The 26,322-nt window shown below is 68.5% G+C and carries 25 protein-coding genes; 24 read left to right on the forward strand and 1 reads right to left on the reverse strand.

What is annotated here, in order from left to right:
* The first annotated feature begins 8 nt into the window (after positions 1-8).
* The 15 genes from Q8S40_RS09550 to Q8S40_RS09620 are packed head-to-tail and all read left to right on the forward strand — an operon-like array spanning position 9 to position 16,788.
* On the forward strand, positions 9-3,644 hold the full coding sequence (locus Q8S40_RS09550) for a magnesium chelatase subunit H (RefSeq protein WP_305670199.1): 3,636 nt from the start codon (positions 9-11) through the stop codon (positions 3,642-3,644).
* Entirely contained in the window at positions 3,641-4,537 is an 897-nt protein-coding gene (bchL, locus tag Q8S40_RS09555) for a ferredoxin:protochlorophyllide reductase (ATP-dependent) iron-sulfur ATP-binding protein (protein WP_304816072.1), read from the forward strand. Before Q8S40_RS09550 ends, bchL begins: the two co-directional genes overlap by 4 nt.
* Position 4,538: 1 nt before the next feature.
* Positions 4,539-5,240: a magnesium protoporphyrin IX methyltransferase gene (gene bchM, locus Q8S40_RS09560; protein ID WP_305670236.1), complete on the forward strand. Its 702-nt coding sequence runs from the start codon at positions 4,539-4,541 to the stop codon at positions 5,238-5,240.
* A complete protein-coding gene (locus Q8S40_RS09565) occupies positions 5,237-6,667 on the forward strand; it encodes a BCD family MFS transporter (RefSeq protein ID WP_304816071.1) in 1,431 nt (476 codons plus the stop codon). The genes bchM and Q8S40_RS09565 overlap by 4 nt, the downstream gene beginning before the upstream one ends.
* Before the next feature lie 50 nt (positions 6,668-6,717).
* Positions 6,718-7,467 (forward strand): photosynthetic reaction center subunit H, encoded by a 750-nt coding sequence (gene puhA, locus Q8S40_RS09570; RefSeq protein ID WP_305670200.1) that lies wholly within the window; start codon positions 6,718-6,720, stop codon positions 7,465-7,467.
* Entirely contained in the window at positions 7,464-8,129 is a 666-nt protein-coding gene (gene puhB, locus Q8S40_RS09575; RefSeq protein WP_305670201.1) for a photosynthetic complex putative assembly protein PuhB, read from the forward strand. The genes puhA and puhB overlap by 4 nt, the downstream gene beginning before the upstream one ends.
* 17 nt (positions 8,130-8,146) lie before the next feature.
* Positions 8,147-8,593, forward strand: coding sequence for a photosynthetic complex assembly protein PuhC (gene puhC / locus Q8S40_RS09580; protein WP_304816067.1), 447 nt, complete (start codon positions 8,147-8,149; stop codon positions 8,591-8,593).
* 5 nt (positions 8,594-8,598) lie between these two features.
* The gene (locus Q8S40_RS09585) at positions 8,599-8,928 is read left to right on the forward strand and encodes a hypothetical protein (protein WP_304816066.1); all 330 of its coding nucleotides are present in this window, start codon (positions 8,599-8,601) and stop codon (positions 8,926-8,928) included.
* Entirely contained in the window at positions 8,916-10,040 is a 1,125-nt protein-coding gene (gene acsF / locus Q8S40_RS09590; protein ID WP_305670202.1) for a magnesium-protoporphyrin IX monomethyl ester (oxidative) cyclase, read from the forward strand. Before Q8S40_RS09585 ends, acsF begins: the two co-directional genes overlap by 13 nt.
* Positions 10,041-10,046: 6 nt before the next feature.
* Entirely contained in the window at positions 10,047-10,883 is an 837-nt protein-coding gene (puhE, locus tag Q8S40_RS09595) for a putative photosynthetic complex assembly protein PuhE (RefSeq protein ID WP_304816062.1), read from the forward strand.
* Positions 10,880-12,091: a 5-aminolevulinate synthase gene (gene hemA / locus Q8S40_RS09600; protein WP_304816061.1), complete on the forward strand. Its 1,212-nt coding sequence runs from the start codon at positions 10,880-10,882 to the stop codon at positions 12,089-12,091. Before puhE ends, hemA begins: the two co-directional genes overlap by 4 nt.
* 38 nt (positions 12,092-12,129) lie before the next feature.
* Entirely contained in the window at positions 12,130-13,152 is a 1,023-nt protein-coding gene (bchI, locus tag Q8S40_RS09605; RefSeq protein ID WP_304816075.1) for a magnesium chelatase ATPase subunit I, read from the forward strand.
* Complete coding sequence (locus tag Q8S40_RS09610) at positions 13,149-14,882, forward strand: magnesium chelatase subunit D (protein WP_305670203.1); 1,734 nt, start codon at positions 13,149-13,151, stop codon at positions 14,880-14,882. The genes bchI and Q8S40_RS09610 overlap by 4 nt, the downstream gene beginning before the upstream one ends.
* On the forward strand, positions 14,882-15,763 hold the full coding sequence (gene bchO / locus Q8S40_RS09615) for an alpha/beta fold hydrolase BchO (protein WP_304815776.1): 882 nt from the start codon (positions 14,882-14,884) through the stop codon (positions 15,761-15,763). Before Q8S40_RS09610 ends, bchO begins: the two co-directional genes overlap by 1 nt.
* Positions 15,760-16,788 carry a phytoene/squalene synthase family protein gene (locus tag Q8S40_RS09620; protein WP_305670204.1) on the forward strand — a complete coding sequence of 343 codons (1,029 nt, stop codon included), beginning with the start codon at positions 15,760-15,762 and terminating at the stop codon, positions 16,786-16,788. The genes bchO and Q8S40_RS09620 overlap by 4 nt, the downstream gene beginning before the upstream one ends.
* A gap of 3 nt (positions 16,789-16,791) precedes the next feature.
* On the opposite strand, the gene Q8S40_RS09625 is transcribed toward Q8S40_RS09620, so the two are convergent.
* Positions 16,792-17,589: a DUF2189 domain-containing protein gene (locus tag Q8S40_RS09625; RefSeq protein ID WP_305670205.1), complete on the reverse strand. Its 798-nt coding sequence runs from the start codon at positions 17,587-17,589 to the stop codon at positions 16,792-16,794.
* 221 nt (positions 17,590-17,810) lie between these two features.
* On the opposite strand from Q8S40_RS09625, the gene Q8S40_RS09630 reads away from it, so the two are divergent.
* From Q8S40_RS09630 to pufL, 9 genes are all read left to right on the forward strand, one after another.
* A complete protein-coding gene (locus Q8S40_RS09630; protein WP_304815782.1) occupies positions 17,811-18,683 on the forward strand; it encodes a polyprenyl synthetase family protein in 873 nt (290 codons plus the stop codon).
* 41 nt (positions 18,684-18,724) lie between these two features.
* Positions 18,725-19,834, forward strand: coding sequence for a methyltransferase (locus Q8S40_RS09635; protein WP_305670206.1), 1,110 nt, complete (start codon positions 18,725-18,727; stop codon positions 19,832-19,834).
* Positions 19,835-19,913: 79 nt separating this feature from the next.
* Positions 19,914-20,843: a chlorophyll synthesis pathway protein BchC gene (gene bchC, locus Q8S40_RS09640; protein ID WP_305670207.1), complete on the forward strand. Its 930-nt coding sequence runs from the start codon at positions 19,914-19,916 to the stop codon at positions 20,841-20,843.
* Positions 20,840-21,859, forward strand: a complete 1,020-nt coding sequence (locus Q8S40_RS09645; protein ID WP_304815788.1) for a chlorophyllide a reductase iron protein subunit X — start codon at positions 20,840-20,842, stop codon at positions 21,857-21,859. Before bchC ends, Q8S40_RS09645 begins: the two co-directional genes overlap by 4 nt.
* Before the next feature lie 3 nt (positions 21,860-21,862).
* The gene (bchY, locus tag Q8S40_RS09650; RefSeq protein ID WP_305670208.1) at positions 21,863-23,344 is read left to right on the forward strand and encodes a chlorophyllide a reductase subunit Y; all 1,482 of its coding nucleotides are present in this window, start codon (positions 21,863-21,865) and stop codon (positions 23,342-23,344) included.
* A gap of 3 nt (positions 23,345-23,347) precedes the next feature.
* Entirely contained in the window at positions 23,348-24,808 is a 1,461-nt protein-coding gene (gene bchZ / locus Q8S40_RS09655; protein ID WP_304815792.1) for a chlorophyllide a reductase subunit Z, read from the forward strand.
* Positions 24,809-24,947: 139 nt separating this feature from the next.
* The gene (locus tag Q8S40_RS09660; RefSeq protein WP_304815795.1) at positions 24,948-25,127 is read left to right on the forward strand and encodes a light-harvesting protein; all 180 of its coding nucleotides are present in this window, start codon (positions 24,948-24,950) and stop codon (positions 25,125-25,127) included.
* Between the two features lie 36 nt (positions 25,128-25,163).
* A complete protein-coding gene (pufA, locus tag Q8S40_RS09665) occupies positions 25,164-25,349 on the forward strand; it encodes a light-harvesting antenna LH1, alpha subunit (RefSeq protein WP_304815797.1) in 186 nt (61 codons plus the stop codon).
* Between the two features lie 129 nt (positions 25,350-25,478).
* Positions 25,479-26,306: a photosynthetic reaction center subunit L gene (gene pufL / locus Q8S40_RS09670; RefSeq protein WP_304815798.1), complete on the forward strand. Its 828-nt coding sequence runs from the start codon at positions 25,479-25,481 to the stop codon at positions 26,304-26,306.
* The last annotated feature ends 16 nt before the right edge of the window (positions 26,307-26,322 follow it).

Here is a 26,322-nt window from a genome sequence, read left to right on the forward strand (position 1 = left end):
AGGGCCGGATGCCTGAGGGTATGAATTGGCGTGCTGCCACCACGATGCGAGTCGTCGTGGTCACCATGGACAGCCATCTGGCCGGCGCGATGATGCAGGCGCGCGACGTGTTGCGGCGGGACATTCCCGGGCTGGAACTGTCCGTGCATGCGGCGGATGAATGGGGCACGGATGCGGAGGCGCTGGCCGCCTGCCATACCGACATCGCCCGCGGCGACATCGTCATTGCCACCATGCTGTTCCTGGAAGACCACATCAACCTGGTGCTGCCGGCGCTGCGCGCGCGGCGCGATGCCTGCGATGCGATGGTGTGCTGCCTTTCGGCCGGCGAGGTGATGAAGCTGACCCGCCTCGGTCGCTTCGACATGGGCGCCGAGGCGAAGGGCGTGATGGGCCTGCTGAAGCGCCTGCGCGGCAGCAAGAAGGGCGCGGCATCGTCCGGCAAGGGCCAGATGAAGATGCTGCGCGAGTTGCCGAAGCTGCTGCGCTTCATCCCCGGCACCGCGCAGGATGTGCGGGTGTATTTCCTGGCGCTGCAATATTGGCTGGCCGGCAGCCAGGCGAATCTTTCAAACCTCGTGCGGCTGCTGGTGAACCGTTACGCGGCGGGTCCGCGGCAGGTGCTGGTCGGCACGCTGAAGGTGGCGCCGCCGGTCGAGTATCCTGAAGTCGGGCTGTACCACCCGCGCATTCCCGGCCAAGTCACGGATCGCGTTTCGCAGCTTCCGGCACGAGGGACCAAGGGCACGGTCGGGCTTTTGATCATGCGGTCCTATGTGCTGGCCGCGAATGCAGCGCATTATGATGGCGTGATCGCGGCGCTCGAGGCGCGTGGCCTCAACGTGGTGCCGGCCTTCGCCAGCGGCCTCGACAATCGCCCGGCCATCGAAGCCTTCTTCGTGCGGGACGGTGTGACGACGGTGGATGCCGTCGTCTCGCTGACCGGCTTCTCGCTGGTCGGCGGGCCGGCCTACAACGACGCGCGCGCGGCGGAGGAAACGCTGGCGGCGCTGGATGTTCCCTACATCTCCGCCCATCCGCTGGAATTCCAGACGATGCGGCAGTGGCAGGCCGACCCGCGCGGCCTGCTGCCGGTGGAGGCCACGATGATGGTGGCGATTCCGGAGCTGGATGGCGGCATCCTGCCGATGACCTTCGGCGGCCGCTGCGGCGCGTCCTCCACCGGCACGGTCTGCCCGGGTTGCGACGGCATTCAGTGCGGCCGCGACATGGTATCCTATCGCGAACGCGCGGACACCCTGGCGGCGCGCGTCGCGCGCATCGTGGCGCTGCGGCGCTCGGCGCGGGCGGAGCGGCGCGTGGCGGCGGTGGTGTTCAATTTCCCGCCGAATGCCGGCAACACCGGCACCGCCGCCTACCTCTCCGTCTTCCAGTCGCTGTTCAATACGCTGGGGGCGATGCAGAAGGCGGGCTACACCGTGGAGATGCCGGCCAGCGTCGATGCGCTGCGCAACGCCATCATCAACGGCAACGCCCAACAATACGGCGCGGTTGCCAATGTCGCGGCGCGCATCCCGGCCGATGACCATGTGCGGCGCGAGACGCATCTGGCCGAGATCGAGCGCACCTGGGGCCCCGCGCCCGGCCGCGCGCAATCGGACGGCGCCAGCATCTTCGTGCTCGGCGCGCAGTTCGGGAATGTCTTCATCGGCGTGCAGCCTGGCTTCGGCTATGAGGGCGACCCGATGCGACTGTTGTTCGAGCGCGGCTTCGCGCCGACGCACGCCTTCAGCGCCTTCTATCGCTGGATTCGCGAGGATTTCGGCGCCCATGCCGTGCTGCATTTCGGCACGCATGGCGCGCTGGAATTCATGCCTGGCAAGCAGGCGGGCCTGTCCGCGGAATGCTGGCCCGACCGGCTGATCGGCGACCTGCCGAACCTGTATCTGTATGCGTCGAACAACCCGTCGGAAGGCATGCTGGCCAAGCGGCGCGCGGGGGCTTCGCTGATCAGCTACCTGACACCGCCGGTGACCAGCGCCGGGCTGTATCGTGGCCTTCTCGACCTGAAGGCGACGCTGGATCGCTGGCGCGCGCTGGAGCCGGATTGCGATGCCGGCGTGCGTGCTGCGGTGGCCGAGTTGGTGCAGGCGCAGGCGGCCGCAGTGGATTTGGCCCCGGCCGAGCCGGCCTGGGACGCGGATGATGCGCCCGGCGTGATCCAGCGCCTCGGCAACCAGCTTCTGGAGCTGGAATACACGCTGATCCCGCATGGGCTGCATGTGGTGGGCGAGGTGCCGGATGCGGCGCAGCGCAAGGAGATGCTGGACGCCGCCGGCGTGACGGAGCCGGCCGAATTCGCCCGCCTCGACGCGCTGCTGGCGAAGGAGCATGAGCTGCCCGCAATCCTGCACGCGCTGGATGGCGGCTATACGCGGCCAGCCCCTGGCGGCGACCTGCTGCGGACCACGGATGTGCTGCCGACCGGTCGCAACCTGCATGGCTTCGACCCCTTTAAGATCCCCTCCGCCTTCGCGGTGCAGGATGGCGCACGCCAGGCAGACCGCCTGCTCGCGCGGCATGCAGCGGATGGCAAGGGCCTGCCGGAGACGGTGGCGATCGTGCTGTGGGGCACCGACAACCTCAAGACCGAGGGCGGCCCGATCGCGCAGGCGCTGTGGTTGATGGGCGCCGAGCCACGGCATGACAGCTATGGCCGACTGACCGGCGCCAAGCTGGTGCCGCTGGAGGTGCTGGGCCGCCCGCGCATCGATGTGATGGTGACGCTGTCCGGCATCTTCCGCGATCTTCTGCCGCTGCAGACGAAGCTTCTGGCAGAAGCGGCGCTGCTCGCCGCCAGCGCGGACGAGGCGATTGAGCAGAACTACATCCGCAAGCATGCGCTGGCGCATCTGGCGCAGCATGGCGGTGAAATGGCGCAGGCGGCGCTGCGGGTTTTCGGCAATGCCGACGGCGCCTACGGCACCAACGTCAACCAGATCCTCGATGCCGGGCTGTGGACGGATGAGGATGAACTGGCCGAGGCCTATGTGAAGCGGAAGGGCTTCGCCTATGGCGTCGACGGCAAGGCGGCGCGGCAGGACAAGGTGCTGACGCAGCTTCTGGGGTCCGTCGATGTCACCTACCAGAATCTCGACAGCGTCGAGGTTGGCCTGACCACCATCGACCAGTATTTCGACACGCTCGGCGGCATGAGCCGGGCAGTGCGGCGGGCGCGGGGCGGGCAGGAGGCCTCGGTCTATGTCGGCGATCAGACCCGCGGCGAGGGCACCATCCGCAGCGTCGCCGAACAGGTGGCGCTTGAGACCCGCACGCGGGCGCTGAACCCGAAATGGTTCGAGCCGCTGCTGGCGCATGGCTATGAAGGCGTGCGCCAGATCGAGGCGCAGGTGACCAACACCATGGGATGGTCCGCGACGACCGGCCAGGTGGCGCCCTGGATCTACCAGAACCTGGCCGAGACCTACATGCTCGACCCCGCCATGCGGGCGCGGCTCGCAGCATTGAACCCTACCGCTTCCGCGAAGATCGCCAACCGGCTGATCGAAGCGCAGGAGCGCAGCTACTGGCAGCCGGATGCCGAAACCCTGGCGGCGCTGCGGCGCGCGGGTGAGGAACTTGAAGACCGGCTCGAAGGTATTACCGAGGAGATGGCGGCATGACCGTGATCGTACGACCGCGGCCCGATGAGCGTCTGATCGGCGATGGCGATGGCAGCGTGCAGGTGCACATGGCCGACCGCATCGAAGGCGCGAAGGTCTTTGCCATCTATGGCAAGGGCGGCATCGGCAAGAGCACCACATCATCGAACCTGTCCGTCGCCTTCGCCAAGCTTGGCAAGCGCGTGCTGCAGATCGGTTGCGATCCGAAGCATGACAGCACCTTCACCCTCACCGGCCGCATGATCCCGACGGTGATCGACGTGCTGGACGGTGTCGGCTTCCATTCGGAAGAGCTCCGCGCCGAGGATTTCGTGGTGGAAGGCCGCCATGGCGTGATGTGCGTCGAGGCTGGCGGCCCCCCGGCCGGCACAGGCTGCGGCGGCTATGTGGTGGGCCAGACGGTGAAGCTGCTCAAGGAGCATCACCTGCTGGAAGACACCGACATCGTCATCTTCGACGTACTCGGCGACGTGGTCTGCGGCGGCTTTGCCGCGCCGCTGCTGCATGCGGATCGCGGCGTGATCGTCGCGGCGAATGATTTCGACAGCATCTTCGCGATGAACCGCATCGTGGCCGCCATCAAGGCGAAATCGCAGAACTACGGCGTGCGGCTGGGCGGCGTCATCGTCAACCGCTCGAAGGACACCGACCAGATCCAGAAGTACAATGCGGCAACCGGCATGGAGATGTTGGCGCATCTGCCGGACCTCGACGTGATCCGCCGCTCCCGCCTCAAGAAAGCGACGCTGTTCGACATGGAGCAGACGCCGGAGGTGGAGGCGGTTTGCACCGAGTACCTGCGTCTTGCTGCCGGGCTCCTCGCCGGCGTCACGCCGCTTGAAGCGACGCCGCTTAAAGACCGGGAAATATTCGACCTGCTGGGGTATGACTGAGATGCAGACCACCAGCTACGCGACCCGCCGCGGCGAACTCGAAACCTATTTCGACCGCACCGCCGCCAAGGCCTGGGAACGCCTGACCTCGGATGCACCGGTCAGTGGCATCCGCGCCACCGTTCGTGCCGGACGGGATGCGATGCGCGGCAAGCTGCTGTCCTGGCTGCCGCCGGATCTGCGCGGCAAGCGCGTTCTGGATGCCGGCTGCGGCACCGGTGCGCTGGCGGTGGAAGCCGCGCGACGTGGCGCGGAAGTGGTGGCCGTCGATATCTCCCCCACCCTGGTCGGGCTTGGCCAGGAACGTGCAGCGGGGCAGCACGGTGCGGGCTCCGTCAGCTTTCATGTCGGTGACATGCTCGACCCTGCCTTTGGGCGGTTCGATCATGTGGTGGGCATGGATTGCCTGATTCACTACAGGCCCGCTGATGTGCTGCGCGCTCTCTCGGGTCTTTCGGCGCGGACGGAGGGCAGCATCCTGTTCACCTTCGCGCCGCGCAGCGCCTTCCTGATGGCCTTCCTCACCGTGGGCCGCCTGGTGCCGCGTGGTGATCGCTCGCCGGCCATCGTGCCGGTGGCGGAAGCGACGCTGCGGCGGCTTGTTGGCGGCGACGCAGCCATGGCCGGCTGGGACGCGGTGCGCACGCACCGGGTGGCCAGCGGCTTCTACACCTCCCAGGCACTGGAGCTCGTGCGTCGATGAAGCGCCCCGGCAGGATCATCCGGATGTGGCAGGGCGTGGGGCCGCATCTGCTACCCTTCGCCAACGCCACATCCGAACGCCTGCCGATGTCGCGGCTGCTGCGGCTGTCGCTGTTCCAGATTTCCTGTGGCATGGCAGCGGTACTGCTGGTCGGCACGCTGAACCGCGTGATGATCGTGGAGCTGAAGGTCTCCGCCTGGCTGGTCGCCACCATGGTGGCGCTGCCACTGGTTTTCGCGCCGCTGCGGGCGCTGATCGGATTCAAGTCCGACACCTACAAATCCGTGCTCGGCTGGCGCCGCGTGCCCTATCTGTGGCTCGGCACGATCATCCAGTTCGGCGGCCTGGCGATGATGCCCTTTGCGCTGCTGGTCCTGGCCGGGGACACCTGGGCGGATCCCTGGACCGGACAATTGGCCGCGGCCATCGCCTTCCTGATGACCGGCTTCGGCATGCACATGGTGCAGACGGTGGGCCTCGCCCTGGCCGCGGACCTGACACCGCGCGACCAGCAGCCGAATGTTGTGGCGATGCTTTCGGCCATGCAACTCGTCGGCATGGTTCTGGCTGGTCTGGTCTTCGGTGCGTTGCTGGCGGATTTCTCGCAGCTGCGGCTGATCCAGGTGGTGCAGGGCGCGGCGGCGCTGACGCTGGTTCTGAACCTGGTCGCGGTCTGGCAGCAGGAAGCACGCGATCCGTCCCGCACCGCGCGGACCGCGGAACGTGAGCCGACCTTCCTCGAAGCGTTCCACGCATTGCGGCAATCCGGGCCGTGGAACCGCCGCCTGCTGGGTGCCGGGTTGGGCACGGCCGGCTTCGCCATGCAGGACGTGCTGCTTGAGCCCTATGGAGGACAGATTCTTGGCCTGTCCGTGGGCGCGACCACCGGCCTGTCCGCGTTGCTCGCGGGCGGTGCGGTCATCGGCTTCCTGCGCGCGGCACGCCGCCTGCGACACGGCGCGGACCCGCACCAGGTCGCGGCAACCGGCGGGTTGTTCGGCATTGCCGGCTTCACCGTGATCATCTTCTCCGGCGCCATCGGCAGCGGTGGGCTCTTCGCGGGCGGTGTGGCGCTGATCGGCCTTGGTGCCGGTCTGTTTGGCCACGCAACGCTCACGGCCTGCATGCGCGCGGCGCCGCCGGAGCAGACGGGCCTGGCACTCGGCGTCTGGGGCGCGGTGACGGCGACCTCGGCGGGGGTTGCCATCGCGCTGGGCGGAGTGTTGCGGGATCTGATTTCCGCGCTGGCAGAGGCCGGCGCGCTCGGCGAAGGCCTGGCACAGGCGGCTACCGGCTATGTCAGCATCTACCTGATCGAGATCGTGCTGCTGTTCATCACACTCGCCGTTGTCGGACCGCTGGTCCGCAGCCGCGGTGCGTCTCAAGCTCGCCCCGCAGCCGGCCTCGCCGGCGCGGCACAAATCTGACCAACAGGAAGCGGAGGCCTACAATGCCCGGCGCACACCAATTCGTTCAAATGGATCTGGCGGCAGGGCTGCTCTACGCCTTCTTCGCCTTCTTCTTCATCCTGGTTCTCTGGCTGCATCGCGAAGGCAAGCGGGAGGGTTATCCGCTGATCTCGGACCGGCCGAGCCACCCGCTGCGCGTGCCGATCGAGGGTTTCCCCGGCGTGCCGCCGCTGAAGGTCTTCAAGCTGAAGCATGAGGACCATCACGCGGCGACACGTACCGAGCGCGACCTGACCGGATTGGTGGTGCCGGCCGATGGCTATCCCGGCGCGCCGCTGATCCCGACGGGCGATGCGATGCGCGACGGTATTGGCCCGGCCGCCTATGCCGAGCGGGCCGACGTGCCGGACCTGGCCTTCGACGATGATCTGCCGAAAATCATTCCGCTGCGGGCGGCGCACGGCTTCACCATCGGTGAAACGGACCCGGATCCGCGCGGCAAGCCGGTCATCACGCTGGATGGCAAGGTGGCCGGCGTGGTCGTGGACCTCTGGGTCGACCGGTCCGAGATGATCCTCCGCTATCTGGAGGTCGAGGCCACCGGCGCCGCGCGGCGCGTGCTGGTGCCGATGTTCCTGGCCACCATCAATTCCGCCGGCACGGTACGCGTGATCTCCGTCACCGCCGCACAGCTGGCGGCTGCCCCGGCCATCGCGCAGCCGGAGCAAATCACGCTGCTGGAGGAAGACAAGGTCGCGGCGTATTTCGGCGGCGGGCATTTCTACGCGACGCCCGAGCGCAGCGAGGCACTGGTATGAGCCGGCATCCCGAAGTCCAGGAGCATGACGGGGAAGACGTCCCCGGCCTGCCCGGTCCGCTGCCGAAGGGTGAAAACATCCTTTGGCAGGGTGCGCCCGAATGGCAGGGCATTGCACGGCGCGCGCTGTTCGTGCGCGGCATCGCGATCTATTTCATCCTGCTCGCGGTGCTGCGTGGCGGCGACCTGACCTCGCAGGGCGCGGGCGCGATGGAGGCGGTGGCCGAGGGGCTGCTGCTGGTGGTGATCGGCGCCGTGCCGGTGGCGCTGCTGCTGCTGTTCGCCGGACTATCGGCGCGCACCAGCCTGTACACCATCACGACGCGGCGGATCGTCATGCGCGTCGGCGTGGCACTGCCGATGACCATCAACATCCCCTTCGTGCTCATCGACAAGGCCGATGTGGCAAAGCATGCGGATGGCACCGGGGACGTGATGGTGACGCTGGCGAAGCCGCACCGGGTGTCCTGGCTGGCCCTATGGCCGCATATCCGGCCCTTCCGCATTTCGCATCCGCAACCCATGTTGCGGGCGTTGAAGGATGCGGATGTGGCGGCGCAGGTCCTGTCCCGCGCCCTGGCGGCCGCGGCCTCCGTGCCGGTGCCGGCAGTGGCGGCGAGCGGTGAGGCGCGCAAGCCGGGCCACGCCGAAGCGATGGCCTGAGAGAAGGAGGGAAGGTGATGTCACAGACCATCGAGACCAACCCCATCCTGCGCCGCCCGGCCCTGGTCTGCGGCAGCATGATCGCGGGCGTGCTGGCGCTGGTGCTGGCCTCACCCTTCCTGCCCAGCGCGCGGGATGGCGTGGTGCCGGTGGCGCTGGCGCAGCGCGACCTGTTCTTCTCCGATCGTGGCGATGGTGGTGTGGTGGTCAGCGATTCGCGTGATGGCCGGCAGGTGGCGGTGCTGGAGCCCGGCGAGGGTGGCTTCGTTCGCGGCACGGTGCGGGGCCTGGTGCGCGAAAGGAAGCGCGAGGATATCGGTTCCGCCATACCGTTCCGCCTCACGGCATGGCAGACTGGCCAGATCACGCTGGAGGACCAGGCTACGGGCCGCAAGCTGGACCTGACGGGCTTCGGTCAGACGAATGCAGGGGCCTTTGTGCGTTTCTTGTCAAACAGGGAGTAACCAGGATGAACGGCCGCTGGGGAGTGGGCCGGGCGATCTTCGGGGGTGAAACACTCGAAGTGCCCTGCACGGTGGATATCGAGAGAACGGCGGACAGCTTTCACGCCTATGCCGTGCCGGAGGGCGTTTTCCTGCGCCCCGGCGACCAGGTCATCGTGCATGGCACGCCGGGGCATGTGGCATTCGGCGAGCGCATGACCTTCGAGACGCGGGCAACGGTGCTGCGCGCCGGGCCGCTGACGCGCTTCTGGACCCAGTGGGTCGCAATCTTCGAGCTGACCGAATTGTACCATTGCGGCTTCGAGCCGAAGGAGGCCATCGCATGGAACGCCTGATCCTGGATGGGCCCGCCATTGTCGAGCCTTCGGTTGCCGCGGGTAACACGCCGGGTGGACGCCCGGATGCGGATGGTGTCGCAACCAAGATGGCGCTGACCGAGACGGTGCTCTCGCCGCGCTTCTACACCACCGATTTCGCGGCGATGGACCGCATCAGCATTGAGGCCGTGCGGCCGCAATGGGATGCGATGATGGCAGAATTCCACGCCGACCCGAACAAGGGGCATTTTACCCGCACATCGGAATTCGACGAATACGACATCACGACGCTGCCGGAGCCACTGCAGAAGGAGCTGCTGGATTTCCTCGTCAGCTCCGTTACCGCCGAGTTCTCCGGCTGCGTGCTGTATGCGGAAATCAAGAAGCGCGTGACCAACCCGGACATGAAGGACATCTTCAGCGTCATGGCACGCGATGAAAGCCGGCATGCCGGCTTCATCAACGATGCGCTGAAGGATCTGGGCGTCGGCGTCGACCTCGGCTTCCTGACCAGGGCGAAGAAGTACCACTACTTCCAGCCGAAGTTCATCTTCTACGCCACCTACCTGTCCGAGAAGATCGGCTACGCACGCTACATCACCATCTTCCGCCAGTTCGAGCGGCACCCGGAGCTGCGTTTTCACCCGATTTTCAAATGGTTCGAGAATTGGTGCAATGACGAGTTCCGCCATGGCGAAGCCTTCGCCCTGCTGATGCGCGCCAACCCGCATCTGCTGTCCGGCGGCAACGTCTATTGGGTGCGGTTTTTCCAGCTCGCGGTCTTCGCCACGATGTATGTGCGCGACCATGCGCGGCCGGAATTCCACAAGGCGCTTGGCATGACGCCGACCGAATACGACATGAAGGTCTTCCGCATCACGGAGGAGATTTGCCGGCAGGTCTTCCCCGCCACGCTCGACGTGGACAATCCCAGCTTCCTGCGGGGGCTGGAGCGGCTGCGGAAGATCGGTGACGGCATTGCCGCGGCCAAGGCCCGGGGCGGCATCGTGGGCGGTATCAAGCGCGCCGGGCTGACGGCGGCGGCGGCGGCGAGTTTCGCGCGGCTGTACTTCCTGCCGCCGCGGCGGCAGGCGCTGCCGGCCGATCCACGTCTCTCGCCGGCCTGGTAGAGCATCATGGCCGAGCATGGGCTGCCCGCGCTGTTCACGCTGTTCATCTGGTGGTTCAGCACGGGCATCATCCTGTACCTGGATGGGCTGCGGCGGGAGACCTATCGCTGGACCATGCTCGGCGCGACCATCCTGCTGGTGGCGGCCCTGGCCGGGCTGCATGCCTCGGCCTGGGACCTGACGACACGCGGCGCCTATCTCGGCTTCCTCGGCGGGCTTCTGGTGTGGGCCTGGATCGAAATGGCGTTCCTCACCGGCCTCGTCACCGGACCGCGCCGCACCGCCTGCCCACCGGGTGCCACCGGCTGGCCGCGGCTGCGTGCGGCGCTGGCGGCGGTGCTATGGCATGAACTGGCGATCATCGCGGGGGCCGCCTGCATCGCGCTGGCCACCTGGGACGCGCCGAACCGTATCGGGCTTTGGACCTTCCTGGCCTTCTGGATCATGCGGCAATCCGCCAAGCTGAATGTCTATCTTGGCGTACGGAACCTGGCGGAGTCCTTCCTGCCGGATCACCTGCGCTACCTCGAGAGCTTCTTCCGCCGGCGCCGGATGAATGCATTGCTGCCGTTCTCCGTCGTTGCCGGCATCCTGGCCTGCGGTCTGCTTGTGCAGCAGGCCATCGCGCCGGACGCGTCACCGCATGAGGTGACGGGCTACACGCTACTCGCCACACTCGTCGCACTCGGCCTGATCGAGCACATCTTCATGGTGATGCCCGTGCCCGCCGATGCGCTGTGGCGCTGGGGCCTTGCCTCACGCAAGGAAAAGCCAGTTCGTGACAGGATAGGGTGCGAGCCAACGCACTGCAGACCAGTTCCGGCCACAGGGGGTCCGAGATGAACTACGAATCCTTCTTCCGTGCCCAGCTCGACGGCCTCCGGCGCGAGGGGCGCTATCGCGTCTTCGCCGATATCGAACGCCATGCCGGGCAGTTTCCGAAGGCCACGCGGCACCGCAACGGCAAGACCTCCGAGGTCACCGTCTGGTGCTCGAACGACTATCTCGGCATGGGGCAGCACCCGAAGGTGCTGGCGGCGATGCACAAGGCGCTGGACCAGCATGGTGCGGGCGCCGGTGGCACGCGCAACATCTCCGGCACCAACCATGAACATGTTCTGCTGGAACGCGCGCTGGCGCGGCTGCATGGTACGGAAGACGCGCTGCTGTTCAATTCGGGCTACATGTCCAACTGGGCCTCGCTCTCCACCCTGGCGGCGCGGATGCCCGGCTGCGTGATCGTCTCCGATGAGATGAACCACGCCTCGATGATCGAGGGCATGCGCCATTCCCGCGCCCAGCGCCGCATGTTCCGCCACAACGACCTGGTGGACCTGGAGCGCGTGCTGTCCGAGATCGACCCCTCCGCGCCGAAGCTGGTGGCGTTCGAGAGTGTCTATTCCATGGATGGCGACATCGCCCCGATCGCCGCCATCTGCGACCTGGCCGACAAATACGGCGCGATGACCTATTGCGACGAGGTGCATGGCGTCGGCCTGTATGGTCCGAATGGCGGCGGCATCACGGATCGCGATGGCGTCTCGCATCGCCTGACGGTGATCGAGGGTACGCTGGCCAAGGCGTTCGGCGTGATCGGCGGCTACATCGCCGGCTCCGCCGCCATGTGCGATTTCGTCCGCAGCTATGCCAGCGGCTTCATCTTCTCCACCGCGCTGCCGCCGGCGATCGCGGCCGGGGCACGCGCCTCCATCGAACACCTGATGGCCAGCGGCGTGGAGCGGGAACGGCTGCATGAACGGGCGGCGACGCTGCGCAAGCGGCTCGATGCCATCGGCGTGCCGCATCTCGACAACCCGAGCCACATCGTGCCGGTAATGGTGGGCGATCCCGTGGTGTGCAAGGCGATCAGTGACATCCTGCTGGATGATCACGGCGTCTATGTGCAGCCCATCAACTACCCCACCGTGCCGCGTGGCACCGAACGGCTGCGCATTACGCCCAGCCCGGTGCACAGCGATGCCGACATGGACCATCTGGTGGAGGCGCTGTCCGCCGTGTGGTCGCAATTCAGCCTGCAGCGGGCCGCCTGATGCATATTGGAACCAGTACCTTGACCAGCCGCAAGACCATGACAGCGCGGCCGGTCTTCCCGTTCGATGCCATTGTCGGGCAGGACGAGATGAAGCTCGCCCTGCTGATCGCGGCGGTGGATCCTTCCATCGGCGGCGTGCTGGTGTTCGGCGATCGCGGCACCGGCAAATCCACCGCGGTACGTGCGCTCGCGGCGCTGCTGCCGCCGATGCAGGCTGTTGCCGGCTGCCGCTTTTCCTGCGATCCGGCGCGGCCGGAGGGGCTGTGCGACGCCTGCCGTGACTCCACGGATCTGGTTGTTGCCACGGTGCCGGTGCCGGTGGTCGATCTGCCGCTGGGCGCGACCGAGGACCGGGTTGCAGGCGCGCTGGATATCGAGCGTGCACTTGCGCAGGGCGAGAAGGCCTTCGAGCCCGGGCTGCTGGCCCGCGCGCATCGTGGCTTCCTCTACATCGACGAAGTGAATCTTCTGGAAGACCATCTGGTCGACCTGCTGCTGGATGTCGCCGCCTCGGGCGAGAATGTGGTGGAGCGGGAGGGCATCAGCATCCGCCACCCGGCGCGCTTCGTGCTGGTCGGCAGCGGTAATCCGGAGGAGGGAGAGCTGCGGCCGCAATTGCTGGACCGCTTCGGCCTGTCCGTCGATGTCCGCACGCCGACTGACCTCGCGACCCGCGTCGAGGTCATCAAGCGGCGCGATGCGTTCGAGCGCGATGGCGCCACCTTCCTCGCCAACTGGGCGGAGGCCGCCGCAGCGACGCGGGAGAAGATCCTGGCGGCGCGTGCGCTGCTGCCGGCGGTCGCGGTGCCGGATGTGACGCTGGAAAATGCGGCGCGGCTGTGCATGGCGCTCGGCACGGATGGGCTGCGCGGCGAACTCACGCTGATCCGCACGGCGCGTGCCCTAGCGGCGCTGGAGGGTGATGAGGTGGTGGGCGTGCCGCATCTGCGCCGCATCGCCGCCCCCGCCTTGCGCCACCGCCTGCGCCGCAACCCGCTGGATGAAGCGGTGGCCACCACCCGCGTGGATCGCGCCGTCACCGAGTTGTTCGGCGCGTGACCGACACCGCGGCACCCGCTTCGGATGCCGTGCAGGCCGCGATGCTGCTGGCGGTCGATCCCGCAGGTCTCGGCGGCGCCGTGCTGCGCGCGGCGCCGGGTCCGGCGCGGGAAGGGTGGCTTGCCGGGCTGCGTGCGGCGTTGCCCACGGGCACGCCCTGGCGGCGCCTGCCGCTCGGCATCCCCGATTCGCGGCTGCTCGGCGGGCTGGACCTGGCCGGGACACTGGCCGCCGGACGGCCTGTGCTGGAACGCGGCGTGCTGGCGGAAGCCGATGGCGGCATGGTCATCGCCCCCATGGCGGAACGGCTGGAGGCGAATACCGCGGCGAAGCTTGCCGCGGTGCTGGATGCCGGTCACGTAGCGGTGCAGCGAGACGGGCTGGACCTGATGCTGCCGGCGCGCGTTGCGCTGATCGCGCTGGATGAGGGGCTGACGGAGGAGGAAACGCTGCCGCCGGCGCTGGCGGAACGTCTCGCCTTCAGGCTGGAGCCGGAGACTGTGCCGCTGGGTGCCGCCCCGCAGATCGCTGTGGCCCGTGCACGGCTGGATCAGGTTGCGGTGCCCGATGCGCTGCTGGCCGCGCTGTGCGGCGCCGCCATGCAGTTCGGCATCGCCTCCCTCCGCGCGCCCCTGTTCGCGCTGCGGGCCGCGCGGGCTGCCGCGGCGCTGGCCGGACATGAGGCTGTGACGGAGGCGGATGCGGCGCTCGCCGTGCGGCTGGTCTATGGGCCGCGGGCGACCCGCCTGCCCGAATCGGATCCCGACCAGGCGGAGCCACCGCCCTCGCCGGAGGAGAACCCGCAGGACAGCGACCAGCCCGAGCCGCAGCCCGGCCCGCAGGAATTGCAGGAGATGCTGCTGGAAGCGACGCGCGCGGCGCTGCCCGCTGGGCTGCTTGCTGCGCTCGGCGCCGGCGCGCGTGATGCGGCGCGGCAGGCGGGCGCGCAGGGTCGGGAAGGCCAGCGCCGCATGTCCGCACTGCGTGGCCGCCCAATCGGCACGCGCGCAGGTGCGCTGCGGGCCGGTGCCAGGCTGTCGCTGGTGGAGACGCTGCGCGCGGCCGCACCCTGGCAGGGCATTCGCCGGCGGGAACGTGGCGACCGGCCCGGCCCGCTGGTGCTGGTGAAACAGGATGACGTCCGCCTGCTGCGCTTCCAGCAGCATACCGAAACCACCGCGATCTTCGCCGTCGATGCTTCCGGCTCCGCCGCGCTCGCGCGGCTTGCCGAGGCGAAGGGCGCGGTGGAACTGCTGCTGGCCGATTGCTATGTGCGGCGCGACCGCGTCGCCGTGGTCGCCTTCCGCGGCCGCGCGGCGGAGCTGCTGTTGCCGCCGACCAATTCGCTTCTGCGTGCCAAGCGCAGCCTCGCTGGGCTTCCAGGTGGAGGCGCCACGCCGCTCGCCGCCGGCATCGATGCGGCCATGGCGCTGGCCGAGGAAGCGCGCCGCCGAGGCCGCACGCCGCTGCTGGTGCTGCTGACCGATGGCCGCGCCAATATCGCCCGCGACGGCACGGCGGGCCGCCCGCGCGCCGAGGCCGATGCGCTGGCTGCCGCAGCACCCTGCCGCGCCGCCGGGATTGCCACGCTGCTGGTCGATACCGCACCGCGCCCGCAACCCTTCGCGAAGCAGCTGGCCGAGGCGATGGGGGCCCGCTACCTGGCTTTGCCCAGCGTGGATTCGCAAAAGCTGTCGGCCGCGGTGGCGACGACACGGGAGGTGGCGTGATGGCCGAACGCCCCAACTGGAACATCGAGGGTCGCGACTGGCCGAACCGGGCGGCGAGCCGATTCGTCACCGCTGCCGGGCTGCGCTGGCATGTGCAGGTGATGGGCCAGGGGCCTGTGCTGCTGCTGCTGCACGGCACCGCCGCGGCCACGCATTCCTGGCGCGACCTGATGCCGCTGCTGGCGCGCGACTTCACCGTGGTGGCGCCCGATCTGCCAGGCCATGGATTCTCGGATGGCGTGCCGGCGGTGCGGCTTTCGCTGCCGCATATGGCGGCCTCCGTCGCAGCGTTGCTCGGCGTGCTCGGGATGCGGCCGGTGCTGGCGGCGGGTCATTCGGCGGGGGCGGCGATCCTGCTGCGCATGGCGCTCGATGGGCGCATCGCACCGGATTGCATCCTCAGCCTGAATGGCGCCCTGCAGCCGCTGGGGGATCGCCACGCCGCCTTCTTCACGCGCACGGCGCGGATGCTGGTGGGCCTGCCCTTCGTGCCGAGCCTGTTCGCCTGGCGGGCCGCGGATCGCGCGGTGGCGGAGCGGTTGTTGCGCGATACCGGCAGCCGGATCGAGGCGCGCGGCGTCGATCTCTACGCCCGGCTGTTCCGCCATTCCGGCCATCTGGCCGCGGCCTTGGGCATGATGGCGCATTGGGATCTGGTGCCGCTGCTGCGCGACCTGCCGAGGCTGGCGCCGCGCCTGGTGCTGGTGGTGGGAGCCGAGGATCGCGCGGTGCCACCGGTGCAGGCGGAGGCCGTGCGAAAGCGCCTGCCCACCGCGCGAATCGTCACGCTGCCAGGGCTTGGCCATCTGGCACATGAGGAACAGCCGGCGCAGGTTGCGACTCTCATTCAGCAGGAATGCGCGGGGGCGCTGGCGGCATGAACAGGTTGCAGGGTCTAGCCGCCGAGGATCGTGCCGCCTGCCGCGCCATGCTCGCCAGCGGGTCGAAATCCTTCCGGGCTGCTTCACTACTGCTGCCGGCGCGAATCGCGGAACCGGCGGCGGCGCTCTATGCCTTCTGCCGCGTCGCCGATGACGCGATCGATGAGGCGCCGGACCCCGTCGCGGCCCTGCCGCCGCTGCAGCGCAGGCTGGATGCGATCTATGCCGGGCGGCCGCAGGCGCATGCGGCGGATCGCGCCTTCGCCGTGGTGGTCCGGGATTTTGCCATCCCGCAGGTGCTGCCCGCCGCGCTGCTTGAGGGTTTCGCCTGGGATGGCGAGGGCCGGCGCTACGCCGATCTCGCAGCGCTGGAGGGCTATGCCGCGCGTGTTGCCGCCACGGTCGGCGCGATGATGACGCTGCTGATGGGGGTGCGCGATGCCGCCGCGCTCGCGCGTGCCTGTGACCTCGGCGTGGCCATGCAGTTCACCAACATCGCCCGCGATGTGGGAGAGGACGCGCGCAATGGCCGGCTCTATTTGCCGCTCGACTGGTTGGCGCAGGAAGCGATTTCGGCGGAGGAATTCCTCGCCCGGCCGGTCTTCACCCCGGCGCTCGGCCGTGTGGTGCAGCGGCTGCTGGATGCGGCGGATGTGCTGTATGCGCGGGCGGAGGATGGCTTCGCCCGGCTGCCCTGGGATTGCCGTGCGGGCATCGGCGCCGCGCGCCACGTCTATGCCGGGATCGGCCGCGCGGTGGAACGCCAGGGCGGCGATTCGGTCAGCCGGCGCGCCATGGTGCCGAACCGCAGCAAGGCGCTGCTGATGGCGCGTGGCGCCGCGGCGCTGACCGCCCGGCGCGCCGCCAATCCGGCACCACCCCTGCCGGCGACCCGCTTCCTGGTGGAAGCGGTGGCCGCGCAGGCGCCGCTGTCCAAAGATCGGCTGGCGGAGCGGATTGCCCGCGCTGTCGCCCTGTTCGATCGCCTGGCGGAAAGTGCGACTCTGGGTCCGATGGCGCGCTGAGTCTCAGCGCACCACCGCCAGCCGGTACAGATGCCAGGTCGCATGCCCCAGCACCGGCAGCACGACGGCCAGCCCGATGAACAGCGGCAGCGAGCCGAGCAGCAGCAGCACCGCCACAATCAGCCCCCAGGCCGCCATCGGCAGTGGATTCTTCGCGACCACGCGCAGCGAGGTGCCGATGGCCTGCCCCAGCCCGGCCTGCGGCCGGTCCAGCAGCATGGGAAAGGACACCACCGTCAGCGCCAGCACCAGCGCGGCGAAGCCAAGTCCAACCACGTGGCCCAGCAGCAGCATGCGCTGCCCCTCCGACGTGCCGAAGACCTGTTCCAGCAGCGCCAGGCCGCCGCCGTTGAAGCGCGGGTCCTGCGCCAGCGTGCCGAGGGTGGCCGCATGGATCGCATCCGCCGCCCAAAGCCAGGCGAGGAACACAACCAGCAGCAGTACGCCGAGGCCGATGATGGCCGGCAGAGCCGGTGCACGCAGCACACCGAACACATCGGTCCAATGGGTCGGCTGCCCGGCCTCCCGCCGCCGGCTGATCTCATACAGGCCGAGCGCGGCAAGCGGGCCGACCAGGGCGAAGCCGGCGGCCATCGGGTAGAACAGGTGCATCACCTCGCCCCCCGCCGCCAGCGTGGCCGCCACCAGCCCGATGAGTGGATAGAGGACACAGAGGAACATCAACTGCGTCGGCGTGGCCAGGAAATCAGCCCAGCCCTCGCGCAGGGCGGCGCGCAGATCCCCCAGCCCGATGCGCCGCAGCGCCGGCGGGGAGAGATCGAGATGTCGCGTGGTGGTCATAGCCTCAGCCATCGTTCGCTTCCCCCATTCAGGTTCCACGGACGGCCCGGTGCCGGCGATGGCCGGCAAGGACCCCGCGACTGTCAAGTGGGGCGTACAGGGCCTCGCTGCGCCTCAAGCCCGCGTGACCGAATGACGGTTGACTTGACTGTCAAGAAAGTCTGACACTCCGGACTGACAAGCTGGACTTACATCAGGCCGGCGCGTTCGGGAGGTTGCCAATGGATACGGTGTCGCGGATCGAAGCCAGCCTGGCGGATGCGGTGCTTTGCGCCGAAGCGGCCGGTGCACCGCCCCGGCTTGCGGCGGCCATGCGGCATGCGGTGTTTCCGAAGGGCGGGCGCATCCGCCCGCGGCTGACACTCGCGGTGGCCGCGGCCTGCGGCGATGACCGCCCGGCGCTGTCCTCCGCCGCCGCCGCGGCGATCGAACTGCTGCATTGCGCCAGCCTGGTGCATGACGACCTGCCCTGCTTCGACGATGCCGCCACCCGCCGCGGCAAGCCCAGCGTGCACCGCGCCTTCGGCGAGCCACTGGCCGTACTGGCCGGCGATGCGCTGATCGTGCTGGCCTTCCAGACCCTGGCGCGGGCCGCGCCGGCGGGGCCGGAACGGCTGGGCCCGTTGCTGTTGATCGTCGGCGATGGCGTCGGCGTGCCCTTCGGCATCGTCGCCGGCCAGGCCTGGGAGTGCGAGCCGCGCGCCGACCTTTCCGAATACCAGCGGCAGAAAACCGGCAGCCTGTTCGCCGCCGCGACCGTCGCCGGCGCCACTGCCGCGGGCCATGCGGAGCCGGAAGCCTGGCGCCTGCTCGGCGACCGGCTGGGCGAGGCCTACCAGGTGGCGGATGACCTGCGCGACGCGGTGGAGGATGAGGCCACCATCGGCAAGCCCGTGGGTGTGGACAAGGCGCTCGGGCGGCCGAGCGCGGTGGCCGAATTCGGCCTCGCCGGCGCGGTGGCACGGCTGCTGGCGCTGTCCGAACAGGCGGTGGCGGCGATTCCGGAATGCCGCGGCCAGGCGCTGCTGCGTGGCCTGATCCTGGCCGAGTCGAAGCGCCTGATGCCGGCGAAGCTGGCCGCCCAGGCGGCGTGAAACCCGCCATGCAGGCGCCCGCCATTCCCGCACCCGGCCTGATGGACCGCTTTCGCGCGTGGCGCGAAGGCGTCACGGCCAATCCGCGCTTCCGCGCCTGGGCCGCACGCTTTCCGCTGACCCGGCCGGTGGCGCGGCGCCGGGCGCGGCAGTTGTTCGATCTCTGCGCCGGCTTTGTCTATTCGCAGGTGCTGGCCGCCTGCGTGCGGCTGCGGCTGTTCGAGATGCTGCATGAATCGCCCGCCAGCGAGGCTGCTCTGGCGCTCCGCCTGGCGGTGCCGCCGGAGGCAATGGGCCGCCTGCTGGCCGCCGCCGCCGCGCTGGACCTGACCCGCCAACGCCAGGACGGCATGTGGGTGCTGGGGCCGCTCGGGGCGGCGATGATCGGCAATCCCGGCATCGCCGCCATGGTGGAGCACCACGCGCTGCTCTACGCCGATCTGGCCGATCCGGTGGCGCTGCTGCGGCGTGACCGCGGTGGCAATGCGCTGTCCAATTACTGGGCCTATGCCGGTGCCGATGCGCCCGAGGCGCTGGGGGCGGAGCGCGTTGCGGATTACTCCGCGCTGATGGCGGCCTCCCAGCCCATGGTCGCGGCGGAGGTGCTGGCCAGCTACGATTTCCGGCGCCACCGCGCGCTGCTCGATGTCGGCGGCGGGGAGGGGGCCTTCCTGGCGGAGGTCGCCCCGGCCGCGCCCGATCTGCGGCTGATGCTGTTCGACCTGCCCCAGGTGGCGGCGCGTGCCACGGCGCGTTTTGCTTCGCGCGGCCTGGCTGATCGTTCGCAGGTGTTCGGCGGCGATTTCAGCACCGATCCGCTGCCGCAGGGCGCCGACCTCATCAGCTTCGTCCGCGTGCTGCACGACCATGACGATGCCGTGGTGCTGGGCCTGCTGCGCGCTGCCCGCGCCGCGCTGCCACCCGGCGGCCGCCTGCTGATTGCCGAGCCGATGGCCGGCACCAGCGGCGCCGAGCCGATGGGGGAGGCGTATTTCGGCTTCTACCTGCTGGCCATGGGCCGCGGCCGTCCGCGCCGTGCGGAGGAGCTGCAAGCCATGCTCGCTGCCGCAGGATTCGCCCGCAGCCGAGCCCTGCCGACGCCGACGCCGCTGCTGACCCAGGTGCTTGTCGCCGATGTCAGCATTACCTGACGCTCGCATGTCAGTTTGTCTTGACATGTGCGACTGTCAGGGTAGGCTGACACACAAGGAAAAGGGAGCAACCGTCCAGGTGGACACGGTGGCAGTCTTGCTGGAAGCGCCGGAACGTCTCGTTCTCAGCCGCCTCGACCTCACGCCTCCGGGCGAGGAGGACATCGTGGTGGATGTGGAATGGAGCGGGATCAGCACCGGCACCGAGCGTCTGCTGTGGTCCGGCCGGATGCCGCCCTTCCCGGGCATGGGCTACCCGCTGGTGCCTGGCTACGAATCGGTGGGCCGCGTGGCCTCCGCTGGTGCCGCCTCGAAGCGTCGTGTGGGTGAGCGGGTCTTCGTGCCTGGTGCGAAGTGCTTCGGTCCGGTGCGTGGGCTTTTTGGTGGCGCCGCTTCGCGTCTGGTTGTGCCAGGTGCGCGGGCCGTGCCGATCGATGAGGCGCTGGGCGAAGATGGCGTGCTGATGGCCCTCGCCGGCACCGCGCAGCATGCCATCGCGGCGGAACTGCCGGAGCTGATCATCGGCCATGGCGTGCTCGGCCGGCTGGTGGCGCGGCTGGTGGTGGCGGCCGGTGGTGCGCCCACGGTGTGGGAGACCAACCCGGCGCGTGCCGATGGGGCCATGGGCTACCAGGTCGTGGCGCCTGAAAACGACGCGCGGCGTGATTATCGCAGCATCTGCGATGTCAGTGGCGACAGTGGATTGCTCGACACGCTGGTGCAGCGCCTGGCGCCGGGCGGCGAGATCGTGCTGGCGGGCTTCTACAGCGCGCCGCTCAGCTTCTCTTTTCCACCCGCCTTCATGCGGGAGGCGCGGTTCCGTGTCGCCGCGGAATGGCGGGAGCCGGATCTGATTGCAGTGCGTGACTTGCTCGATGCCGGGCGTCTGTCCTTCGAAGGCCTGATCACGCATCGGCGTGACGCGACGGCCGCACCGGACGCCTACCGTACCGCCTTCAATGACCCGGCGTGCCTCAAGATGATCCTCGATTGGAGAGCATGCTCATGACCGCACAAACCGGTTCACAGCCCGCGCCGTCCGCACAGCAGAGCATGGCGGATGCGCTGCGGGCGGAAGCGGAGCAGGAGCCGGACGCGGTGGCGACGGGGCCTGTGAAGAAGGAAACGCAGATCATCGCCATCTACGGCAAGGGCGGCATCGGCAAGTCCTTCACCCTGGCGAACCTGTCCTACATGATGGCGCAGCAGGGCAAGCGCGTGCTGCTGATCGGCTGCGACCCGAAATCCGACACCACCAGCCTGCTGTTCGGCGGCCGTTCCGTGCCGACGATCATCGAAACGTCTTCGAAGAAGAAGGCGGCCGGTGAGGCGGTGAAGATCGGCGATGTCTGCTTCAAGCGCGACGGCGTCTTCGCCATGGAGCTCGGCGGCCCGGAAGTCGGCCGCGGCTGCGGCGGGCGCGGCATCATCCACGGCTTCGAATTGCTGGAGAAGCTCGGCTTTCACCAGTGGGATTTCGACTACGTGCTGCTCGACTTCCTGGGCGACGTGGTCTGCGGCGGCTTCGGCCTGCCGATCGCACGCGACATGTGCCAGAAGGTGATCGTGGTCGGATCGAACGACCTGCAGTCGCTGTATGTGGCGAACAACGTCTGCTCCGCGGTTGAGTACTTCAAGAAGCTCGGCGGCAATGTCGGCGTGGCCGGCATGGTCATCAACAAGGATGACGGAACCGGGGAGGCGCAGGCCTTCGCGAAGGAAGTCGGCATCCCGGTGCTGGCCGCCATCCCGGCCGATGACGACATCCGGCGCAAGTCCGCCAATTACGAGATTGTCGGCGTGCCAGGTGGCCAATGGGCCAGCGTGTTCGAGGAACTCGCCCTGCAGGTCGCAGGCGCACCGCCGGTGCGGCCCTACCCGCTGACGCATGAGAATCTGCTGAACCTGTTCAAGGGCGATGCGGTCGGCCGCGGCGTCGTGCTCGACCCGGCAACGATGGAAGACATGTGCGGCGCCGAGGTGCTGAACAAGCCGTCCCTCGAAGTCGTCTATGAGGGCGCCTGAATCATGACCGAGACCGCAGGCTGCCACGGAGGCCGTGAGACGTTGGAGGCCGCCGCGCGCGCCGCCGGCAAGTCTCTGGTGATGGACGAGCTGACCAAGAACTACCCGCGCGGTCCGCATGACCAGCCACAGAGCATGTGCCCGGCTTTCGGATCCTTGCGCGTCGGGCTGCGGATGCGGCGCACGGCGACGATTTTGTCGGGCAGCGCCTGCTGCGTGTACGGGTTGACCTTCACCAGCCATTTCTACGGTGCGCGGCGCACGGTGGGCTATGTGCCCTTCAATTCCGAGACGCTGGTGACCGGCAAGCTGTTCGAGGATATCCGCGATGCGGTGACGGAGACCGCGAAGCCGGAAGACTACGACGCTGTTGTCATCATCAACCTGTGTGTGCCCACCGCCTCCGGCGTGCCGCTCGACCTGCTGCCGAAGCAGATCAACGGCGTCCGCATCATCGGTATCGACGTGCCGGGCTTTGGTGTGCCGACGCATGCGGAAGCCAAGGATGTGCTGGCCGGCGCCATGCTGCGCTACGCCCGTGGCGAGGCCGAGGCCGGTCCCGTGGCGCGACCGCGGCAGATGGTGGATGGCGCGCGCAGTGTCGCGCTGATTGGCGAGCTGTTTCCAGCGGACCCGATGGGTGTCGGCGCGATGCTTGCGCCGATGGGCCTGACCGTCGCACCGCAGACACCGGCACGCGAATGGCGTGACCTCTATGCCGCGCTGGACTGCGAAGTCGCCGCCGCGGTGCACCCCTTCTACACCGCCAGCATCCGCGAATTCCGTGCCGCCGGCCGACCTGTGGTCGGCTCCGGCCCTGTCGGGCATGACGGCACGGCGGCTTGGTTGGAGGCCATCGCACGCGCCACCGGCACCAGCGCCGCGCAGCTCGATGCCGCCAAGGCGCGCGCGCTGCCGGCGATCAAGGCGGCACTGGAAGCCGCCCCGATCAACGCGCGTATCACCGTCTCCGGCTACGAGGGTTCCGAATTGCTGGTGGCACGGCTGCTGTCGGAAGCCGGCGCGGAGGTGCCCTATGTCGGCACCGCATGCCCGCGCACCGAGTGGTCCGACGCCGACCGTGAATGGCTGGAGGCGCGCGGCACGCATGTGCAGTTCCGTGCCAGCCTGGAGCAGGACATGGCGGCGATGCGGGAGGTGAAGCCGGACCTGGCGCTCGGCACCACGCCGCTGGTGCAGAAGGCCAAGGAGCTCGGCATCCCCGCGCTGTACTTCACGAACATGGTCTCCGCCCGGCCGCTGTTCGGCGCGCCTGGTGCCGGTTCCATGGCCGGGATCGTCGCGGCGCAGACCAAGGGGCGGGAGCGCTTCGGCCGCATGGTCAGCTTCTTCGAAGGTGTCGGCACGCCGGATGGCGCGGGCTACGGCTTCCGCGAGAAGCCGGTGGACCCGCCGGGCTTCCGGGAGCGTCAACGCAAGATCCAGGCCGCCAAGGCGAAAGCCGAAGAATCGGTGGGGACCTGACGCATGCTCGTCCTCGATCACGATCGGGCTGGTGGCTATTGGGGCGCGATCTACGCCTTCTCCGCCGTGCGCGGATTGCGCGTGGTGATCGACGGCCCGGTGGGCTGCGAGAATCTGCCCGTCACCGCCGTGCTGCACTACACGGATGCGCTGCCACCGCATGAGTTGCCGGTGGTCGTCACCGGCCTCGACGAAGACAGCCTGTCCAAGAACGGCACCGAGGATTCCATGCGCCGCGCCGCCGGCACGCAGGACCGGGAATTGCCGGCCGTGGTCGTCACCGGCTCGATCGCAGAGATGATCGGTGGTGGCGTGACGCCACAGGGCAGCAACCTGCAGCGCTTCATCTGCCGCACCATCGACGAGGATCAGTGGCAGGCCGCGGATCGCGCCATCATGTGGCTGTGGACCGAATTCGGCGCCCGCGGCCGCAAGATGCGCGCGCGCAACCCAAAGCTCGGCACCACGCCGCGCGTGAACATCATCGGCCCGATCTACGGCACCTTCAACATGCCGTCCGACCTGGCCGAGATCCGCCGCCTGGTCGAAGGCATCGGTTGCGAAGTGAACCTGGTGTTCCCGCTCGGCAGCCATGTCGAGGATATCGCCAAGCTGCCGGATGCGGATGTCAACGTCTGCATGTATCGCGAATTCGGCCAGAAGCTGTGCGAGGAGCTGGAACGCCCCTGGCTGCGCGCACCGATGGGCCTGTTCGCCACCACCAATTTCCTCCGCAAGCTCGGCGAGATGACGGGCCTCGACCCCGAGCCGTTCATCGAGCGGGAGAAGCACACCACGATCAAGCCGATCTGGGATCTGTGGCGCAGCGTCACGCAGGATTTCTTCGCCTCCGCCAGCTTCGCGGTCGTCGCCACCGATACCTACACGCGCGGCCTGCAGCGCTTCCTCGGCGAGGAAATGGGCGTGCCCTGTGCCTTCGCCTTCAGCCGCATGGCCGGCGAGAAGCCGGATAATGCGGCGGTGCGCCAGGCGATGAAGAACTCGCCGCCGCTGGTGCTGTTCGGCAGCTACAATGAACGCATGTATGCGGCGGAGCTGAAGTCCCGCGCCATGTACATCCCGGCCAGCTTCCCGGGTGCGATCATCCGCCGTGCCACAGGCACGCCCTTCATGGGCTACGCCGGCGCGACCTACATCGTGCAGGAATACTGCAACGCGCTGTTCGACGCGCTGTTCCACATCCTGCCGCTCGGCACCGACCTCGACCGCGTGGATCCCACGCCGGCGCGTGCGGCGGAGCCGTGGGACGATGATGCCGTCGCGTTGCTCGATGCGCATGTGGAGGCCGAGCCCTTCCTGCTTCGGATCTCGGCGGCCAAGCGGCTGCGCGAGTCGGTGGAGCAGGCAGCGCGCGCGGCTGGCGAGCCACGAATTTCCCGCGAACGCGTCCGGCACACGCTGGGCGATGTGGTCGCGCACCCCGTTGCAGAGGGCGTCGCATGATGCGGCCCCTGCATCCTTCCGTTCCAGCGTGCTGCCACAAGCGGTTCGCGGTACGGCCTTGGCGGTTTCCCGCCGATTCCATCCCAGCCGCGCGGGATCAGCGCGGTGGCGGCCGAAAGGCAAAATGGAGGTCATCATCATGGCCGAAAGCTCAAAGACCGGCCTGACCGAAGGCGAGGCACGCGAGATCCACTCCCTGCTGATCCAGGGTTGGGCGTTCTCCGTGTTCGCTTCGATGGGCGCGCATATCCTGGTGTGGCTGTGGCGCCCGCTGGTCTACGGCAACCAGATCGTCCCGCCGGACTGGCGCTTCTTCTGAGGCGCGGTGTTCGACGAGAGATAGGAGATACAAGCAATGCATAAGATCTGGATGGTAGTCGACCCGCGCCGTTCGCTGTTCCTGGCGATGGTCGGCGTGATCGCCGTGTCGGGGTTGCTGCACGTCGTCGTGCTCGCATCCCCCCGCTACTGCGACCATTGGGGCTGGTGCGCGACGCCTGCGACCTTCACGCCGGGGCAACCGGTCGGAGCCCTGCGTTAAAGCAGGGCGAAGGCGCCGGTGTCGCTCCGCGGCAGCGGGCGAGGCCAGTACAGCGGCCCTCGTCCGCTGCCCGGGACGACGACACAGGCAGGCGGGCACTAGGCCCCGCCCATAAGGGAGCGTCATGCGATGGCGATAATGACTTTCGAGCGGAAATATCGCGTCCGCGGGGGCACCCTGGTGGGCGGCGACCTGTTCGATTTCTGGATAGGCCCGTTCTGGATCGGGTTCTTTGGGGTCACCACGGCCTTCTTCACCTTCCTCGGTGTGGGCCTGATCCTGATGGGCGCGGCGATGGGTGGCACCTTCAACCCCTGGCTCATCAACATCGCACCGCCGGACCTCAGCTATGGTCTGCGCCTGGCGCCGATGGCCGAGGGTGGGCTCTGGCAGGCGATCACGGTGTGCGCGATTGGCGCCTTCGTGTCGTGGACACTTCGCCAGGCCGAGATCTCCCGCAAGCTGGGCATGGGCTATCACATCCCCATCGCCTACAGCGTTGCGGTCTTCGCCTACATCACGCTGGTGGTCATCCGCCCCGTGCTGATGGGCGCCTGGGGACACGGTTTCCCCTACGGCATTTTCAGCCACCTCGATTGGGTTTCCAACGTCGGCTACCAGCACCTGCACTTCCACTATAACCCGGCGCACATGCTGGCGGTGACGTTCTTCTTCACCACCACGCTCGCGCTGTCGATGCATGGTGGCCTGGTGCTGTCCGCGCTGAATCCGGCCAAGGGCGAAGTGGTGAAGACGGCCGAACATGAGAACACCTACTTCCGCGACCTGATCGGCTACTCGATCGGCACGCTCGGCATCCATCGCCTCGGTCTGTTCCTGGCGCTGTCGGCGGGGTTCTGGAGCGCGGTGTGCATTGTCATCAGCGGGCCGTTCTGGACCCAGGGCTGGCCGGAATGGTGGGGCTGGTGGCTCAACCTGCCGATCTGGAACAAGTGACGGGAAGGGGGGATCA

The sequence above is a fragment of the Falsiroseomonas sp. genome (assembly GCF_030695085.1).
In the GTDB taxonomy this organism is placed as follows: Bacteria; Pseudomonadota; Alphaproteobacteria; order Acetobacterales; family Acetobacteraceae; genus Falsiroseomonas.